The sequence below is a fragment of the Komagataeibacter sp. SM21 genome, assembly GCF_041402665.1.
GTDB classification, from domain to species: Bacteria; Pseudomonadota; Alphaproteobacteria; order Acetobacterales; family Acetobacteraceae; genus Komagataeibacter; species Komagataeibacter saccharivorans.
The window spans coordinates 25,054-39,644 of sequence record NZ_JBGLOV010000014.1; the positions used below are offsets into that span (position 1 = coordinate 25,054).

A 14,591-nucleotide genomic window follows, 5' to 3' on the forward strand; every position below is an offset into this window, starting at 1 on the left:
CGGGATGGAAATGATCATCCTCGGCTGCGGTGGGTCGGCTGGCGTGCCCATGCTCGGCGGTCCGGACGGGGCAGGGGACTGGGGCGAATGCGATCCGGCGGAGCCGCGTAATCGCCGCACCCGGTCTTCCGTCATCATCAGTGACGGGCCGGGACGCACATTGCTGGTCGATACGGGGCCGGACCTGCGGGACCAGTTTCTGGCGCAGCGTGTCAGCGTGGTGGATGCGGTTCTGTATACCCATGCCCATGCCGACCATGTGGGCGGGCTGGATGAACTGCGGGCGATCAACCGTATTATCGAGGGACCACTGCCCGTCTACGGAACGGCGGAGACGCTGGATGAAATCGCCATCCGGTTCGACTATGCCTTTCGCCCGTGGACACCGCCGCGCATTTTCCGTCCCATACTGGACGCGCATCCGCTTACGCTGCCCTGCCGTCATGTGATGGCGGGGATGTCCATACACCTGTTCAGCCAGCGGCATGGCCGGACCGAGACGATCGGCCTGCGGGTGGGGCCGATGGCGTACTGCACCGATGTGGTCGAACTGAGCGACGCGGCCCTTGATACGCTGCGCGGGGTCGATACGTGGGTGGTGGACTGTTTCCAGCGTGACGATCACCTTTCCCACGGGTGGCTGGATCAGGTGCTGTACTGGCGCGGGATCATACAGCCCCGCCGCACGGTGCTGACCCATATGGGGCCGGACATGGACTGGGGCTGGATGCAGGAAAACCTGCCCGCAGGGGTCGAGGCCGCCTATGACGGGATGCGGCTGTACGCCTGATCCCGCACCGTGTACGGGCCACGGGGGGCAGAAAACGTACGGACCATGCGTGTAATGCTTGCCAGCAGCGGTTTCGCACCCTATGAGGGTGCGCCAACGGTCGGTGACCCGAGGCGCGGGGAAGCCGCCATCTGCTGACGAGGCCCCTGCATCATGTCTTCCATTCAGAAAAACACATCTGCTCCCCGGCTTGAGGATCGAATCCGTGAGGCCCTGGCGTTTGATGATGTGCTGGTTGTTCCCGACGAATCGAGTGTCCTGCCTTCGCAGACATCGACCAAGACCCGGCTGACCCGCAAGATCACCCTGAACATCCCGCTCATTTCCTCGGCCATGGATACCGTGACCGAAGACAGCATGGCCATTGCCATGGCCCAGAACGGGGGCCTGGGTGTCATCCACAAAAACCTGACCGTTGAACAGCAGGCCGAACAGGTCCGTCGCGTCAAGCGCTTCGAATCCGGCATGGTGGTCAATCCTGTCACGGTGTACCCGGACCAGACGCTGGCGGAAGTCAACGCCATCATGTCCCGCCATGGCATAAGCGGCCTGCCAGTGGTCGAGCGTGAGACCAACCGTCTGGTCGGCATCCTGACCAACCGCGATGTCCGCTTCGCCACCGATCCGGCGCAGCGCGTGTATGAACTCATGACGCGCGAAAACCTTGTGACCGTGCGCAACAATGCCGACCGCGATCAGGCCCGCCAGCTTCTGCACCGCCACCGGATCGAAAAACTGCTGGTCATTGATGATGAAGACCGCTGCATCGGTCTCATCACCGTCAAGGACATGGACCGGGCGGTGCAGTATCCGCAGGCCAACAAGGACAGCCTTGGCCGTCTGCTCTGCGCAGCAGCGACGGGTGTGGGTGATGACGGGGTGGTCCGCGCACGTGAACTGATCGGGGCAGGCGTGGACGTGGTGGTGATCGACACCGCCCACGGCCATTCCGCTGGCGTGCTGAAAACCATCGAGCGTATCCGCGCGATCGAGAACGACATCCAGATCATCGCCGGTAACGTCGCAACGCCGGAAGCCGCGCGGGCGCTGATCGGCGCTGGTGCCGATTGCGTAAAGGTCGGTATCGGGCCGGGGTCGATCTGCACCACGCGCGTGGTCGCAGGCGTGGGCGTGCCGCAGTTTTCCGCTGTTATGGAAACCTCTGCGGCCTGTCATGAACTCGATGTGCCTGCCATTGCCGATGGTGGCGTGCGTACCTCGGGCGATATCGTCAAGGCGATCGGCGCGGGTGCTGACGTGGTCATGATCGGCTCGCTGCTGGCGGGGACGGAAGAAGCCCCGGGCGAGGTGTTCCTGTATCAGGGACGGACCTATAAATCCTATCGTGGCATGGGCAGCCTTGGCGCCATGTCCCGTGGTTCGGCTGACCGCTATTTCCAGCAGGACATCAAGGACACGCACAAGATGGTCCCCGAAGGGATCGAAGGCCGCGTTGCGTACAAGGGCGCGATGGGTGCCGTGATCCATCAACTGGTGGGTGGCCTGCGCGCAGGTATGGGCTATACCGGGTCCGCTACGGTGGCCGACCTGCAGAAACGCGCGCGCTTCCGCCGGATTACCGGCGCGGGCCTGCGTGAAAGTCACGTGCATGACGTGTCCATCACGCGTGAAGCCCCGAACTACCGGCAGGACTGACCCTGCCGGTTTCATGACAGTATAACGGTTCCATAATCCATGACACCCAGCGCACGGCTTTCCGCCGCCATTGATCTTCTTACCGCAATGGAGGCGACGCCGCTGCGACCGGCGGACGCTCTGGCCAATGCCTTCTTCCGTGAACGGCGCTATATCGGCGGGGGCGACCGCCGGGCCATATCGGCGCGGGTGTGGGGCATCCTGCGGCACTGGCGCAGGCTGCACTGGTGGATTGAAAACGCTGACATGCAGCCGACGCCCCGTCTGCTGGCGCTGGCGATGATGGCGCTGGGGCCACAGGGGCGTGAAAACCCCGATGATCTTTTTACGGGTGAACGCTATGCCCCGCTGGGCCTGACCGGACCGGAGCGGCGGCTGTATGACCGGCTGCGGGGGCAGGACCTGCTCCATCCGGACATGCCGCGCGCCGTCAGGCTGGAAGTGCCCGACTGGCTGCTGCCCCGGCTGGAACGCACGTTCGGCGATGCGCTGGAAGCCGAACTGGCGGCCATGGAAGGTGAAGCGACACTCGACCTGCGTGTAAACCTGCTCAAGTCCGACCGTCCCACGGCGCGCGCGGCACTGGGGACGGAGGGCATTCATGCCGTGGAGACCACGCTTTCCCCCTGGGGGTTGCGGGTAACGGGGCGCCTGCCGGTTACATCCAGCGCTGCTTTCCGCAGTGGCCTGATCGAAATACAGGACGAAGGCAGCCAGCTTGTCGTCGCGGCCGTTGGTGCGCGACCGGGCATGCGGGTGCTGGATTATTGCGCTGGTGCTGCGGGCAAGACGCTGGGCATGGCCATGACTATGGAAAATCGCGGCCATATCGTGGCCTGCGACGTATCCGAACCCCGGCTGGAAGGGGCGGTGCGCCGCCTGCGCCGTGCGGGCGTGCATAATGCCGAACGTCACCTGCTGGTAGCGGGCGACCGCTGGGCGCGTCGGCGTAGCGGCAGTTTCGACCGTGTTCTGGTCGATGCGCCATGCACGGGCACGGGTACGTGGCGTCGTAACCCTGATGCCCGCCTGCGCCTGCGTGAACAGGACCTGCTGGAACTGACCGCCAAACAGGCCGAAATCATTGACCGTGCCGCAGCACTGGTCCGTCCCGGCGGACGCATGGTCTATGCGACGTGTTCCGTGCTGCGCGAAGAAAATACGGACCAGATCACGGCCTTTCTGGCGCGCAATCCCGACTTCGCACTGGTTCCCCCTGATTCGGAACATGATGACCTGCCGCCCGGACTGAGTACGGATGGTCAGGTCAGCCTTACCCCCCGCCAGCATCATACGGATGGCTTTTTTGCTGCCATGATGCAGCGTAAATCCTGATATACACGAACCATTACGCCCGGTCGTATTTACGCGCATGAACTGGATGCCGGCCAGGCGGCAGGGGTGTTTGCAACAAAGTGGGATACGGGCATGCAGGCCACAAACCTTGCCATAGGAATTCTGTGCGTTCTGGGCGGCGGGATCGCCGCGCAGTGGGTGGCGTGGCGCTTTCAGCTACCTGCCATCGTGCTGCTGTTCGCCCTCGGGCTGTTTTACGGGCCGGGGGTGGGGATGCTGCATCCAGCGGCGACCATTGGCCCCTATTTCCATCCCCTGGTTTCCATGGCCGTGGCCTTCATCGTGTTCGAGGGGGGACTCGCCCTGAACCTGCGCCAGTGGCGTGAATCGGGGGAAGGGGTGCTGCGGCTGACTGCGGCGGCCCTGCCGGTCAACTGGGTACTTGCATCCATTGCCGCGCATTATGTCGGGCACCTGAACTGGGGCACGGCATGGCTGTTTGGCGCTATCGTGGTCGTGACCGGGCCGACCGTGGTGCTGCCGCTGCTGCGGCATACCAAGCTGCAACCCCGGGTGGCGGCCTTCCTGCGGTGGGAAGCCATCGTCAATGACCCGATTGCGGCCATCCTTGCGACGCTGGTTCTGGAATACCTGCTGATCCGGCCTTCGCATATGGGGGGCATTTCGCTGGAAGCGGTCGAGATCGGGCCGCAACTACTGTTCGCCACCATGGTTGCGATCGGGTGTGGTGTCTTTGCCGCCCTGCTGATCAAATTCCTCTCCTCACGCGATCTGCTGCCCGAGATCCTGCGTATCCCGATGATCCTGGCCTTCGCCGTGGGGGTTGCGGCGGTGTGCAATCTGGTCATGCAGGGGGCAGGGCTTATGGCGGCGACCGTGTTCGGCATGGCGCTGGCCAACCTGCAGGTCTCGGGCATGTCGGAACTGCAGCGCATCAAGGAATCCCTCGGCGTGATCGTGGTTTCATGCCTGTTTGTCCTGCTGACGGCCGATTTGCAGCGTACCCTGCTGAACCAGCTTTCCCTGCCGATCATGGCGCTTACGCTTACGGTCATGTTCGTGGTGCGTCCGCTGGGTATTTTCCTGTCCACCATCGGGGCCAGCATGTCATGGCAGGAGCGGCTGTTCGTGGGCTGGATCGCGCCGCGCGGGATCGTGGCCGCCGCCGTGGCGGGGGTGGTCGGGTTGCAGTTGCAGGAAGCGGGCTATCCGGGGGCGGACCTGATTACGCCCGCCGTGTTCGCCCTGATCGCATCGACCATGATCCTGCATGGCTTCTCGCTGCGTCCACTGGCGCGCGCGCTGCGGCTTACGCTGTCTGATGAACCGGCGCTGGCCATCATGGGGGCCAATGCGTGGTCCACCAACCTTGCCCGCGTGGTGCACGAGGTGGGAGTGCCGGTGCTGCTGGTCGATACCTATGCCCCGGCACTGGACAAGGCCGCGCGGTTTGGCGTGCCGGTGCTCAAGGCGGAACTGTTATCGGTCGAAGGACAGGAGAGCCTTGAGGAGCGGCCTGCGGATTACCTGATCGCGGCGACGCCGGATGCCATCTATAACGGTCTTGTCTGCGCGCGCATGGCGCCTGATCTGGGGCGGCAGCGTGTGTTTCAGGTCAGTCCGGGACTGGCGCGTCTGGACCTGTACCATGGCCTGAGTCGGGATTCGCGCGGGAAGGTTCTGGGGGAACCGGGCTGGAATTTCTCCCTGATCGATTCCCGTTATGCGAAAGGCTGGCGTTTTAGCAGCCACGTCATCGAAGAATCCGATAACGAGGATGAAAACCCGTTACCCGGTGATCCGGTCATGCTGTTCATGATTATTCGCAAGGGAACCGCGATCTGGGTCTTTTCGGCCGAGGACGTAACCCCGATCGAGCCTGCGGCGGGTGACATCATCATTACCTACGTGCCGCCAGAAGAGGCCGCAGCGCCGGATGCGCCACAGGTGGCGGTGCCTATACCGGCCTGACCTCGATTTCCCCCAGTCCCGCCGCCAGCAGGTGACGCAGCACGGGTTCGGGCAGGGCGATGCAGCCTTCCGTCGGTCTGCCACCGGCGGGCGGCAGGTGCATGAATATGGCCGACCCCGCGCCACGGCGCACAGGCGCGTCGTTATAACCAAGTACCACGATGATGTCGTAAACGTGATCATCCCGCCAGAGCCGTTCGTGGCGGGCGGAATGGGGCAGCGTGATATGGCGGTTATAGTCGGGATGGGTGGGGTCATCGCACCATCCATCAAGCGCGGAGAGGGGTTCCACCGGCAGATGACAGACTGGTGATGACACGCGGTCCGCGCGGTAGAAAACCCGCCGCAGCGGCAGAATACCGGCAGGCGTTGCGTGATCTCCCTCAGTTTTGTGGTTTTTTATGCCCCCCGCGCCGATGATGGCGGGAACAATTTCGCGCATGCAATGCAGTTGTGCATCCAGCCCTGTATTCGTTTGCAAAATTGCGCGTATCATGGATTCCTCTGGATTGGGTCGTATTTATGTTTATCTCCGGCCCAGATCTGACTGCGTAAGGCATCATGACCGGGGGTTGTGGGGCCGGGCATGAACAGGCAAGACAAAGACCGGACCGATAACGGGCCGGGACTAAAGTGATAAAGAGGGTTCGATGGCAGGAGCACGTCCCATACTGATAGCGGACGACGATCAGACTTTACGTCAAATGCTCGTTGAACAGCTACAGGTTGATGGTGAATTTGAAGCGATCGAGGCTGGCTCCGTCGCCGAAGCCTGGGAGAAACTGCAGACGCCGGGCGCCCGGTTCGATGCAATTATTCTGGATGTTTCCCTTCCCGACGGGGATGGCCGCGATTTCTGCGCCGAGCTGCGCCGCAAGGGCAAGCGCATTCCCATCATCATCCTGACCGGTTCCGATGATGAAACGGATGTCGTGCGCGGGCTTGACGCCGGGGCGAATGACTATGTCGCCAAACCGTTCCGTATCGCGGAACTTCTGGCCCGTCTGCGCGCGCAGATGCGTATTTTTGAAAACAGCGAGGACGCGGTTTTCGCTATCGGGCCTTATATCTTCCGCCCGTCCGCCAAGCTTCTGCAGGAAACGGCGAAGAACCGCCGCATCCGCCTGACGGAGAAGGAAGCGGCCATCCTGAAGTTCCTGTACCGCGCCGGCACGCGTCCCGTGCCCCGTCAGGTACTGCTGAACGAGGTATGGGGCTACAACGCAGCGGTTACCACCCACACGCTGGAAACCCATATCTACCGCCTGCGCCAGAAGATCGAGCCGGACCCCACCAACGCCACGCTGCTGGTGACGGAAGGGGGCGGTTACCGTCTGGACCCCGAAGGTGGCAAGACGGTCCTCGCCTGAGGGCGCTCGCCCCTGGATTTACAGGCTGATTATGACGGGCCACCTGTGATGGGTGGCCCGGTCGCATTTCAGGGGGGGGGGCCATCCGCATCGGGGGTTAACCGGTGGCCTGTTTCTTCCCGCCCTGCGTCGAAAAAACGCTGCTAGACGGCAAGATCGACAATGACCGGCACATGGTCGGATGGCTTGTCCCAGTCACGGGCGGGGCGAAGCACTTCCACGCCACGCAGCGCGTCCTTCAGGTCCGGCGTGACCCATACATGGTCCAGGCGGCGCCCACGGTTCGATGCGCTCCAGTCCCGGTTGCGATACGACCACCACGTATAAAGCTTCTCGCTGGCCGGGACGAAGTGACGCATGGCGTCAACAAAACCGGTATCCTGCCATTTCAGCAGTCCCTCGGTCTCCACGGGCGTATGGCTGACGATCTTGAGCAGTTGTTTGTGGCTCCACACATCATGTTCCAGCGGGGCGATGTTCAGATCCCCCACCAGAACCGTGCGCCGCATCGCGCGGGCGGAAAACCAGTGCCGCGCTTCCTCGATAAAGGCGAGTTTGTGCGCGAATTTTGGATTTTCCACCGGATCGGGAATATCGCCGCCCGCGGGGACGTAGAAGTCATGCACATCAATGGCGTCCGCGCCCGCGCCATGGCGCACGGCGATATGGCGGCAGTCGCCGCGCTGGCACCAGTCGGGTGTATCCTCCAGCACGGTTACGGGCTGGCGTGACAGGATGGCGACCCCGTTATACCCCTTCATGCCCCGGAAAACGACATGATCGAATCCCAGCGCCCGGACCTGTTCCATGGGGAACAGATTGTCCGGTACCTTGGTTTCCTGCAGGCACACCATATCGGGTGCCGTATCCCGGCAGAGCTGTTCCAGCAGGGGCATCCGCAGGCGAAGGGAATTGATATTCCAGGTGATGATACGCATATCGGGTGCATTGCCGATCCGGCGCGGGCTGACAAGAATATTTTTGCCACCATCGGGAAGCGGACAGGACAAAAACAGGAACGAATTGCAAAAGGCGGCTGATATTTCGTGTGAAAAGGAAAACAACCCTCTTGAACACAGGGATGCCACAATTTGTCCACTTGTGGGGTTGACAGGGTTAAATTTGGCTAATGTTGCGAAGGAATTTTGTTCCGGTCCATGGGTTCCCAAATATATTTATTTAAAAACAATAGGTTAGCATTAGTGATGTTTTTTTGGGCAATCCAAGTTCAGGAAAGGAAAACCGCCATCCGCACGTTTTTTTCTGCTTCTGCTCCACAGACTTATCCACATCATCGGTGGATGAACGGCTACCATCCATGACAACAGCCATTTCAGCCCCCTCCACCCGTCCCAAAGGGGTGGAGGCGATTCACCATGCCCTGCAGACCATGCCGCAATCGCCCGGCGTGTACCGCATGCTGGGGCCGAAAGGCGATGTGCTGTATGTGGGCAAGGCGCTGAACCTGAAAAAACGGGTGACGTCGTATACCCATGTCAGCCGCCTGACCGAACGGCTGCGCCGCATGGTGTCCGAAACGGGCAGCATGGAAATCGTCACGACCCATACCGAGGCCGAAGCCCTGTTGCTGGAGGCCAATTACATCAAGCGCATGCAGCCGCGTTACAATATCCTGCTGCGTGACGACAAAAGCTATCCATGGATCATGCTGACCGACCGGCACGATTTCCCCCAGATCAGCAAGCACCGGGGCAAGCCGGTCAAGGGGGCGTCGTACTGGGGGCCATTTGCATCCGCATGGTCGGTCAACCAGACGCTCAACCTGCTTCAGCGGACTTTCCTGCTGCGTTCATGTTCCGACAGCGAAATGCAGGGCCGCACCCGTCCGTGCCTGCTGCACCAGATCCACCGCTGTTCCGCGCCCTGCACCGACCGCATAAGCCGTGAGGAATATGCCGAACTGGCGCGCGAGGCCCGTAACTTCCTTGCCGGAAAAAGCACCCACCTGCGCGAGGAACTGGGCCGGGATATGGAACAGGCCGCCGAGGCGCTGGAGTTCGAGCGCGCCGCCGCCATCCGTGACCGGATACGCGGCCTGTCCGCGCTGCAGCAGGATTCCAGCGTGATCAATCCGTCTACCGTGAGCGATGCGGACATCATCGCCATCTGGCAGATTGCAGGACAGTCCTGCATTCAGGTGTTCTTCATCCGCGGCGGGCGCAACAACGGCAATCGCGCGTTTTTTCCCAGCCATGCGCGCGATGAAAGCGCGCCCGACGTGCTGGCCGCCTTCATCGGGCAGTTTTACGATGACAAGCCGCCCCCCGCGCAGGTGCTGGTCAATCAGGACCTGCCGGAATGCGATGTGCTGACATCCGCCCTCAGCATACGGCGCGGGCGCAAGGTGGAAATCACCCATCCGCAGCGCGGGGAAAAGCGCGGCGTGATCGAACATGCCGAAATCAACGCGCGCGAAGCGCTGGAACGCAGGCTGGCCGAAAGTGCCGGGCAGGCCCGGCTGCTTCAGGGGGTTGCCGACCTGTTCGGGCTGGATGCCCCACCCAGGCGGATCGAGACCTACGATAACAGCCACATTCAGGGCGCGAATGCCTATGGCGTGATGGTGGTTGGCGGGCCGGAAGGGTTCGACAAACGTGCCTACCGCAAGTTTTCCATCAAGGGACCGGTCACGCCGGGCGATGACTTCGGCATGATGCGCGAAGTGCTGGAACGCCGGTTTCGCCGCGCCCTGCGCGACCGGGAAGAAGGCAACCGCCCCGAAGACTGGCCCGACATCCTGCTGATCGATGGCGGTGCGGGGCAGTATTCAGCCGTGCGGGCGGTTCTGGATGAACTGGGGGTGACGGGCGTGACGCTGGTGGCCATTGCCAAGGGGCCGGATCGTGACGCGGGGCGGGAGTGGTTCCATATGGCTGACCGTCCACCCTTCCAGCTCCCGCTGCGCGACCCGGTCCTGTACTACCTTCAGCGCCTGCGTGATGAAGCCCATCGGTTTGCCATCACCACCCACCGCGCGGGGCGGTCCAGGACGCTGGTGCGCTCGGAACTGGATGATATTCCCGGCGTTGGTCCGGCACGCAAGCGTGCGCTGCTCAATCACTTCGGCTCGGCGCGCAGTGTACGGCAGGCGGGGCTGGGGGAACTGGAAAATGCGCCTGGCATCAACCGTGACATGGCGCGCGCCATATACGGATATTTCCATCCGGACTGGACAGGGGACTGAGCGCCTGTCATGCAGGTGTGAGCGCAGAACCTGCCTGACAGGCGTTATCGGTATTTCGATTTTTCCTCATCCTTGGCTATAGCAGTATCAGCATGCTTACCGACCTGCCCAATCTCCTGACCCTGTCCCGCATTGTCGTGGTTCCCATTGTTGTGGGACTGGTCGTCATCCATACCCCGCAGACCGATTGCGCGGCCTGCGTGCTGTTCATCCTTGCGGGGATCACGGATTATCTGGACGGAAAGCTGGCGCGGGCGTGGAACCAGAATTCCGATCTGGGCCGGATGCTCGACCCCATTGCGGACAAGCTGCTGGTCGGTGCCTCGCTCATGGTCATGGCCGGACTGGGACGGCTGCCCTATGGCTGCCTGTATCCGGCCATCATCATCCTTTCACGCGAAATTCTGGTCAGCGGCCTGCGTGAATATCTGGCAGCGACCCGTGTGGGGCTGCCGGTAACGCGGCTGGCAAAATGGAAAACCGGCTTCCAGATGACGGCCATCGGCTTCCTGCTGGCCGGGGACAGCACGGCGGCCCTGCTGCATATCGGCTGGCTGCCGGTTGATGCGCTGGGGGCGGTAATGATGTGGATCGCGGCGGCGCTCACCCTCATCACCGGGTGGGATTACCTGTCCACCGGGCTGCGTCACGTCAACGGAACCGGTACGGGCGCGACCAAATTATCTTCCTGACCTACATGAAAAATTAACGCGTATCGTTGTTGTTCTTTCCTGCGGGCCGATGCGCCCGCCTGTTGCCAGACAGGTCAAGGGGGAAGAACGGTGCGCCATGTCTTGATGCTGCCAGTGCTGGTCGGTCTGGCGGGATGCGGTGGATTCGGCAAAATCCTGTCCGACAATACGGAACTGCCCGGCTCGCTTCCCAATACTCCGCGTGCCGATGTGGAAAACATGCGGCGCGTGGCGGGCGAAGCGCCACAGGTGCTGCCGATCCTGCCGCAGGAAACCAATATATGGCCGGTCGTGCCCCGGGGGCAGTCGATGCTGGCGGATACGGACGATACATCCGGCACAACGGTCGGCGCGCGCATGGCGGTGCGTGAGCAGGACCTGCCCGCGGGTGGGGAGATGCAGATCGGCAACGATGGCGTGCTGCTTGCCATGCCGGGGCAGGGGGCGCGCGTTTCTGCATTGTCTTCGGGGGCATCGCCGACGCATAAGGGCGTGTCGGATACGGCCATCATCGTGCCCAACGGCGATGGCACCAATACCGTGGTCGCATCAGACGGCACGGTGCAGGAACAGCAGACCCCCTGACAGCGAGTGGCTGTCAGTTTTCGGCCTGGCGTTAAGGGAGATAAGACCGGAATGCTGCGCATTCTCTATTTTGCATGGCTGCGGGACCGGCTCGGTCGTTCAGGTGAAACGCTGGACCTGCCACAGGGCGCGCGTTCCGTGCAGGATCTGGTTGACCAGTTGCGTGCCCGTGGTGGTGAATATGGCGAAATCTTTGCCCGGCCCGAACTGATCCGCGTTGCCGTCAACCAGAGTTTCGCCGCCATTTCGGCCCCCATCGCCGCCAATGACGAAATTGCCTTCTTCCCCCCGGTCACGGGGGGCTGATCCGGTCATGCCGCGCATCACGATCCGGGTTCAGGCCGAAGTCTTCGATTCCGGCCATGAAACCACCCTGCTGCTGGACGGGCAGGAGAGTGTGGGCGGGGTTGCCGCATTCACTGGCATCGTCCGTGGTGGTGACGGCCTGTGTGCGCTGGAACTGGAACATTATCCCGGCATGACCGAGTCCATGATGCAGCGCATCGCCGAATCGGCATGTGCGCGATTCGGGCTGGTTGGCTGCACGGTCATCCATCGCGTAGGGCGGCTGGAGGTGGGCATGCCCATCGTGCTGGTATTATGTGCCGCCGCGCATCGCAGTGCCGCCTTCGATGCGACCGAATTCATGATGGACTGGCTCAAGACCAGCGCACCCTTCTGGAAACGCGAGGAATTCGGAAATGGTCGCAGCGCATGGGTCGAACCCCGGGCGCAGGATGACGCGGCGACGGCGCGCTGGGGCACCCTGGAATCCTGATGGCGTCGGGGCGGAAAATTTAAAAAATATTCTGCCCCTTTTCGTGCTTGACCCAGCTTCCCCGCTGATTCGGACAATCCGTCCACAATTTTGTCCCCTACATTATATAGTGCAATCGGGCGCGCGGTGGTCCATATATAGGGGGTAAATCAGAAAACCTTGCCCCCAGCCACAGGCTCGAAAGACCCTGTGCATTGGCACGAGCCGATTACGGAGAATGTAAATGGTCCTGGATGACGTATCCGAAGGCATGTCCGACTGTTCTGCCTACGGGGACGGTAGCGTCCGGGGAAAGGACAGTGAGACAATGTCTGACATGCTGGATAACGTGGTCCAGCTGCCCGGTCATCATCCCGTGCGCGTGGACCATTCCCGCGATGCGCTGCTGACGGCATTTGGCAAGGCCACGCTTGATAACCGCTATCTCCTGCCGGGTGAAAGCTATCAGGACCTGTTCGGGCGGGTTGCGTCCTATTACGGTGCCGATGCCGCCCATGCGCAGCGGCTGTATGATTATATTTCCCGGCACTGGTTCATGCCCGCAACCCCGGTGCTGTCCAATGGTGGCACCACGCGCGGCCTGCCCATTTCGTGCTTCCTGAACGAAGCGAATGACAGCCTGCGCGGCATTGTCGACCTGTGGAACGAGAATGTATGGCTGGCCTCCAAGGGTGGGGGCATCGGCTCCTACTGGGGCAACCTGCGTTCGATTGGCGAGAATGTGGGCCGCAACGGCAAGACATCCGGTGTCATCCCCTTCATCCGCGTGATGGACAGCCTGACGCTGGCGATCAGCCAGGGATCGCTGCGCCGTGGATCGGCTGCGGTATACCTGCCGGTCTGGCACCCCGAGATCGAGGAATTCATCGAACTGCGCCGTCCGACCGGCGGCGATCCCAACCGTAAGGCGCTCAACCTGCACCACGGCGTGCTGGTGTCCGATGCGTTCATGCGTGCGGTGGCGGACGATGCGGAATGGGCGCTGCTTTCGCCCAAGGACAATACGGTCATCCGCAAGATTTCGGCGCGGGCGCTGTGGATCCGGATTCTGACCGCGCGCATGGAACAGGGTGAGCCATACATCATCTATTCCGACCATGTGAACAATGCCCGTCCCGAACACCACAAGCTGGCGGGGCTGGAGGTCAAGACATCCAACCTGTGCGCGGAAATCACGCTGCCCACGGGCATGGACCATCATGGCCGGGAACGTACGGCGGTGTGCTGTCTGTCCTCGCTCAACCTTGAGACATGGGATGAGTGGAAGGACGAACCGCAGTTCATCGAGGACGTGATGCTGTTCCTCGATAACGTGCTGCAGGATTTCATCGACCGCGCGCCTGACGATATGGAACGCGCCCGCTACGCCGCCATGCGCGAACGTTCGGTAGGGCTGGGAGTCATGGGTTTCCATACCTTCCTTCAGGCCAATAACGTGCCGTTCGAAAGCGTTGTGGCCAAGGTGTGGAACCGCAAGATATTCAAGCATATCCGTGAGCAGGCGAATGCGGCGTCCATCAAACTGGCGCAGGAACGCGGGCCGTGCCCCGATGCCGCCGAATACGGTGTGATGGAACGTTTTTCCAACAAGATGGCGATTGCGCCCACGGCGTCGATTTCGATTATCGCGGGCAATGCCAGCCCCGGAATCGAACCGATCGCGGCCAATGTGTTCCTGCAGAAGACGCTGTCGGGTTCCTTCACCGTGCGCAACCGTCACCTTGACCGCCTGCTGACCGAAAAGGGAAAGAACACCAGCGAGATCTGGTCCTCCATCACCCTGAACAAGGGCAGCGTGCAGCATCTGGATTTCCTGACCCAGCAGGAAAAGGACGTGTTCAAGACCGCGTTTGAACTGGACCAGCGCTGGGTGATCGAGCATGCCGCCGACCGTGCGCCGTTCATCTGTCAGGCGCAGTCGATCAACATCTTCCTGCCCGCCAACGTGAACAAGCGCGACCTGCACCAGATCCATTACATGGCATGGAAGCGGGGCGTGAAGTCGCTGTATTACTGCCGTTCGCTGTCCATCCAGCGCGCCGATGCGGTAAGCGACGGACAGGAAAAGCGTGACATGACCCAGAAGGAAGGCTCCGCGCCCGCTCCGGCGGCCACGGGCACTTCCACCGATTACGAGGAATGCCTGGCCTGCCAGTAAGGCGGGGCATTCCACCCTTGGTATAGTATTCCATGCGTTCCCCAGCCTGTCCGGGCCGGGGGGCGCATA

13 protein-coding genes are annotated in these 14,591 nt (G+C 61.9%); 11 read left to right on the forward strand and 2 right to left on the reverse strand.

Going from position 1 to position 14,591, the window contains the following annotated elements; genetic code table 11:
• The first annotated feature begins 4 nt into the window (after positions 1-4).
• The 4 genes from ACBR42_RS13135 to ACBR42_RS13150 all read left to right on the forward strand — a co-directional run bounded on the left by ACBR42_RS13135 (position 5) and on the right by ACBR42_RS13150 (position 5,734).
• Positions 5-790 (forward strand): MBL fold metallo-hydrolase, encoded by a 786-nt coding sequence (locus ACBR42_RS13135; RefSeq protein WP_102323462.1) that lies wholly within the window; start codon positions 5-7, stop codon positions 788-790.
• Positions 791-943: 153 nt separating this feature from the next.
• Positions 944-2,446, forward strand: coding sequence for an IMP dehydrogenase (gene guaB, locus ACBR42_RS13140; RefSeq protein WP_102323463.1), 1,503 nt, complete (start codon positions 944-946; stop codon positions 2,444-2,446).
• A 39-nt stretch (positions 2,447-2,485) separates the two neighbouring features.
• The gene (locus tag ACBR42_RS13145) at positions 2,486-3,781 is read left to right on the forward strand and encodes an RsmB/NOP family class I SAM-dependent RNA methyltransferase (protein WP_371208304.1); all 1,296 of its coding nucleotides are present in this window, start codon (positions 2,486-2,488) and stop codon (positions 3,779-3,781) included.
• A 93-nt stretch (positions 3,782-3,874) separates the two neighbouring features.
• Complete coding sequence (locus ACBR42_RS13150) at positions 3,875-5,734, forward strand: cation:proton antiporter (RefSeq protein ID WP_371208305.1); 1,860 nt, start codon at positions 3,875-3,877, stop codon at positions 5,732-5,734.
• Here the strand turns inward: ACBR42_RS13150 and ACBR42_RS13155 are convergent.
• Positions 5,721-6,176 carry a L,D-transpeptidase gene (locus ACBR42_RS13155; protein WP_102323465.1) on the reverse strand — a complete coding sequence of 152 codons (456 nt, stop codon included), beginning with the start codon at positions 6,174-6,176 and terminating at the stop codon, positions 5,721-5,723. The two genes, ACBR42_RS13150 and ACBR42_RS13155, sit on opposite strands and share 14 nt — an antisense overlap.
• Positions 6,177-6,384: 208 nt before the next feature.
• Between ACBR42_RS13155 and ACBR42_RS13160 the strand changes: the two genes are divergently transcribed.
• Positions 6,385-7,104, forward strand: coding sequence for a response regulator transcription factor (locus ACBR42_RS13160; RefSeq protein WP_102323466.1), 720 nt, complete (start codon positions 6,385-6,387; stop codon positions 7,102-7,104).
• Positions 7,105-7,247: 143 nt separating this feature from the next.
• Here the strand turns inward: ACBR42_RS13160 and ACBR42_RS13165 are convergent, their stop codons facing one another.
• Entirely contained in the window at positions 7,248-8,042 is a 795-nt protein-coding gene (locus tag ACBR42_RS13165) for an exodeoxyribonuclease III (protein ID WP_371208306.1), read from the reverse strand.
• Positions 8,043-8,422: 380 nt separating this feature from the next.
• Here ACBR42_RS13165 and uvrC point away from each other — a divergent pair, with 380 nt between their 5' ends.
• From uvrC to ACBR42_RS13195, 6 genes are all read left to right on the forward strand, one after another.
• Entirely contained in the window at positions 8,423-10,309 is a 1,887-nt protein-coding gene (gene uvrC, locus ACBR42_RS13170) for an excinuclease ABC subunit UvrC (RefSeq protein ID WP_371208307.1), read from the forward strand.
• Positions 10,310-10,401: 92 nt separating this feature from the next.
• Positions 10,402-11,001 (forward strand): CDP-diacylglycerol--glycerol-3-phosphate 3-phosphatidyltransferase, encoded by a 600-nt coding sequence (gene pgsA / locus ACBR42_RS13175; RefSeq protein WP_102323469.1) that lies wholly within the window; start codon positions 10,402-10,404, stop codon positions 10,999-11,001.
• Between the two features lie 105 nt (positions 11,002-11,106).
• Positions 11,107-11,586 carry a hypothetical protein gene (locus tag ACBR42_RS13180; protein WP_254058021.1) on the forward strand — a complete coding sequence of 160 codons (480 nt, stop codon included), beginning with the start codon at positions 11,107-11,109 and terminating at the stop codon, positions 11,584-11,586.
• 51 nt (positions 11,587-11,637) lie between these two features.
• On the forward strand, positions 11,638-11,892 hold the full coding sequence (moaD, locus tag ACBR42_RS13185; protein ID WP_102323471.1) for a molybdopterin converting factor subunit 1: 255 nt from the start codon (positions 11,638-11,640) through the stop codon (positions 11,890-11,892).
• A 7-nt stretch (positions 11,893-11,899) separates the two neighbouring features.
• Positions 11,900-12,364 carry a molybdenum cofactor biosynthesis protein MoaE gene (locus ACBR42_RS13190; RefSeq protein ID WP_102323472.1) on the forward strand — a complete coding sequence of 155 codons (465 nt, stop codon included), beginning with the start codon at positions 11,900-11,902 and terminating at the stop codon, positions 12,362-12,364.
• A gap of 307 nt (positions 12,365-12,671) precedes the next feature.
• Positions 12,672-14,522 carry a ribonucleoside-diphosphate reductase subunit alpha gene (locus tag ACBR42_RS13195; RefSeq protein ID WP_371208308.1) on the forward strand — a complete coding sequence of 617 codons (1,851 nt, stop codon included), beginning with the start codon at positions 12,672-12,674 and terminating at the stop codon, positions 14,520-14,522.
• Positions 14,523-14,591 lie beyond the last annotated feature (69 nt).

Excerpts from the sequence above, each read along its gene's own strand:
- ACBR42_RS13135 (WP_102323462.1), top strand. The coding sequence starts at position 5 with ATGGAAATGATCATCCTCGGCTGCGGTGGGTCGGCTGGCGTGCCCATG.
- guaB (WP_102323463.1), top strand. The coding sequence starts at position 944 with ATGTCTTCCATTCAGAAAAACACATCTGCTCCCCGGCTTGAGGATCGA.
- ACBR42_RS13145 (WP_371208304.1), top strand. The coding sequence starts at position 2,486 with ATGACACCCAGCGCACGGCTTTCCGCCGCCATTGATCTTCTTACCGCA.
- ACBR42_RS13150 (WP_371208305.1), top strand. The coding sequence starts at position 3,875 with ATGCAGGCCACAAACCTTGCCATAGGAATTCTGTGCGTTCTGGGCGGC.
- ACBR42_RS13155 (WP_102323465.1), bottom strand. The coding sequence starts at position 6,176 with ATGCGCGAAATTGTTCCCGCCATCATCGGCGCGGGGGGCATAAAAAAC.
- ACBR42_RS13160 (WP_102323466.1), top strand. The coding sequence starts at position 6,385 with ATGGCAGGAGCACGTCCCATACTGATAGCGGACGACGATCAGACTTTA.
- ACBR42_RS13165 (WP_371208306.1), bottom strand. The coding sequence starts at position 8,042 with ATGCGTATCATCACCTGGAATATCAATTCCCTTCGCCTGCGGATGCCC.
- uvrC (WP_371208307.1), top strand. The coding sequence starts at position 8,423 with ATGACAACAGCCATTTCAGCCCCCTCCACCCGTCCCAAAGGGGTGGAG.
- pgsA (WP_102323469.1), top strand. The coding sequence starts at position 10,402 with ATGCTTACCGACCTGCCCAATCTCCTGACCCTGTCCCGCATTGTCGTG.
- ACBR42_RS13180 (WP_254058021.1), top strand. The coding sequence starts at position 11,107 with ATGCTGCCAGTGCTGGTCGGTCTGGCGGGATGCGGTGGATTCGGCAAA.
- moaD (WP_102323471.1), top strand. The coding sequence starts at position 11,638 with ATGCTGCGCATTCTCTATTTTGCATGGCTGCGGGACCGGCTCGGTCGT.
- ACBR42_RS13190 (WP_102323472.1), top strand. The coding sequence starts at position 11,900 with ATGCCGCGCATCACGATCCGGGTTCAGGCCGAAGTCTTCGATTCCGGC.
- ACBR42_RS13195 (WP_371208308.1), top strand. The coding sequence starts at position 12,672 with ATGTCTGACATGCTGGATAACGTGGTCCAGCTGCCCGGTCATCATCCC.